Below are 2898 nucleotides of genomic sequence, written 5' to 3' on the forward strand. Positions count from 1 at the left end.
GGCCATCGGACTTCTATGCTGTTCCGCCCATCAAGGGCTGCCCGGTAGGCTTGCTTCAGTCACCCCAATCCACACCAAAGCCCTTTTACCCATAGGCCTGTGCGAGCCTCACCGCGGGTCGTACTTGTAAGACTTTCGTACGCCTGCCGGCGCCCGAAACCCTTCGACTAAGCGGCCAATCCGGCCTATACCGGTGGACGTCGGCTATTAACATAACCGGACAAACTGCTCAGATCTATGACGCAAAAGTCACACACTTCGCATAGAGCGTTAGCGCCGTCGTGGGACAGCGAAATATGAAGTTGGGGCAGAAGAGGAAATTTATCAGGAGTTCCGGCGCCCGGGGCGGTTGCACACATCTAAGCCTGCCCGGATAAAGCAAGCATAAGATGCGCCTCGGTGCCTCCCAACAGCAAACAGTATCTACCATTCAGAAAGCAGGCAGCGTGGCGGCATCTTCAAACACAGTGGTTATCAGCCAATCGATCTTCCAGGACGCGGCAAAGTCCCGTGACGCGGCGCTGCTGATCGATCATCTGCGCAATCAGCCGCTGGACCAAGACCAAGCGGAAGAGTTGGCGGATTTGGTGCGCCGATCAGGTGCCCTGATTTATCAGCGGCCCGATGTAATTGGTCAACACAAACGGGACAGCTTCCTTGCGGACCTTCGGAAATATTTGCTCGAAGCGAAGGAACTGCTCGACCTGAGATCTTTCGACGATGCCGTTCGGACGATCACCATAGCTGAAGATGGCTTTCACAGGATACTCGCCTTTCTCGCGCGTTCCGAGTTCGCCGGCAGGCCAGCCGACGTCCGGGCTGCGGCAATAGTCGCTCGTATGGAGGCGAACCTTCGCGCGTTCACTGCAGATATGGAGGCTCAGTTGCGCTCCGCCGGCACCTTCTCGATGCCCGGCGGCGCCGCGTTCAGGGATGCGAACGGCCAGTTCGCCTCCAGCGATAGCGTGATTTCCGGAATGGTTGAATCCTTGGGTGGCACGTTGCTCATGGAAGGCTACGCAAACGGTTGGTTCGATCCCAAAAAAGGTTGGCTGGTGCTTCCCATTCTACAGCCGGTCATTGATGCAGATATCCTGCTCGCCGGCCAAAGCGAATACCTCTCAACCTCTTGGCGGCGTTGGGCACGTCTTTGCGACGTCGCCCGGTACATGAATTCGCCGATCTACGCTCTGGAGGGGGAGCGGCTTCCCACCGGTTGTCCAGAAGAAGTGACCCTAGTCTACGCACGCGAAAAGGATTGTGAGATCGTCGATTACGTCGCTAACGAGCGCGCGGTTGATCGTGAGGGTATCAACGCATTAAAACTCGCTGTCGAGACGTCAATTGTCGCGAAAGCTAAGGGCATAGTTGGCCCCGTCGCGCTTGCGCCTGCGGAGTGGGTATCGCCCGAGGAAGCCCAAAACATGCTCGCGCTCAGTGAGATGGTCGGCTACGAAGTGCTTGATGATCAGGAAAGACCAGGTGGTCTCCGGCTTGCTCAATGGGTCCGTGGCTTCACCGTACTTAGCGAATGGGTGAAGAGCCGGGCAGCAGAGGATTTAACTGGCGTACTCCACATTCCGCAGGCTGACTTGCTAGCGCTTTTGCAGCGAGGCTCCTTGAGCGCTTCTGAGGCCCAGACTTTCCTCGATGCAACGAGCTTCGGCCGAAAATCCCGCGATTTATTCGATACCCCTATCGTTCGCACTGCCGGCGAATGGCTGTTGGTCAGCGCACCGCTCACTGCGCCTCGGCTTTCAAAAATCATTCCGTCCCTGCTCTCATCGATGAAAATTCAACTCAAACGCAAGGGCAGCGCATTTGAGAAGCGGGTAATCGAACTTCTGAAGAAGCACGAGTTTGATGCCAAAACGGTAAAGGTGACGCGCGACGGAGCCGAATATGAATACGACGTCCTATTCCCTTGGGGCGAGTACGTTTTCCACTTCGAATGCAAAAATCATGGGCTCTCTTGCAATGACCCGATGGCTGCGCACCACTTTTTAGAGGAAATCGCATCGGGCGTGAAGCAGGTCCAGCGGCTCCGCGGCGGTCTCGAAAAATGGCCCGATATCCTAACAGACAAATTCGGCCCGGAAGTTTCCGGGAAGCCTGTCATATCCTGCATTCTACAAAACGAGACCTACTGCATCCCGGGAGGCGCAGACGGTGTTTACGTGTATGACTGGTCCGCACTCGGCCGCTTCTTCGAAAGCGGCTGGCTTCATGTGATGCACGACCACAAGATGCCGATGAATGCCATTTTTCGTAATCGGGTTGGTGTGAAGCGGATTTGGTCGGGAGATGACAGGCCCATGCCCGATGATCTGATCACCCAATTCGAAGAACCATCCCAGTTTCGCATAACTGCGCACCATCTCGAAATTCGCCAAGGAAGTTTTCAAATCGACGACACCACGATCGGCACGGACTGGTTCCTCTTGCGGCATCCGATCACCACCGCGAGCATGGCTGAATCACTTGGCGTCCCCGCGGAAGCAATTGAATCACAGATCGCAAAGGTGGATGCCGAGATACTCGCTCTGAAGTCGCGTCTGGCAGACGAAGGCATATCCGATTGAAATCTCGATACCCGGCCAGATGGTCGAATTGGACAAAGCTGCGGGCGAGTGGATGAGTATCAAACCGTGCTGCACCTCTAAGTTTCCGGAGATTGAGAGACTATGGCGCCGACAGTGTGTGTGCGCAGCGCACGAGGAGGGGCGGAGCACCTTCTCCAGCCATAGAACGGCGAGTTCTGACAGGAGGAGACGTCACATACTGGCGGTCGATTGACCTAATCTGGTCGGCTATGGCCGGAAGGAAGCTGGTCGCATCCAGAAAATCTTGTCGCTCAGGAGAAGCTCCAAGTGGGGCGGGGATCTCTGTGGATTGGCC

At 56.0% G+C, this 2898-nt stretch carries 1 protein-coding gene; it reads left to right on the forward strand.

Annotated features, from left to right (window positions below):
• Positions 1-389 precede the first annotated feature (389 nt).
• The gene (locus FHW92_RS25420; RefSeq protein ID WP_168606075.1) at positions 390-2582 is read left to right on the forward strand and encodes a hypothetical protein; all 2193 of its coding nucleotides are present in this window, start codon (positions 390-392) and stop codon (positions 2580-2582) included.
• Positions 2583-2898: the final 316 nt, after the last annotated feature.

The organism is Novosphingobium sp. SG707 (genome assembly GCF_012275515.1).
In the GTDB taxonomy this organism is placed as follows: domain Bacteria; phylum Pseudomonadota; class Alphaproteobacteria; order Sphingomonadales; family Sphingomonadaceae; genus Novosphingobium.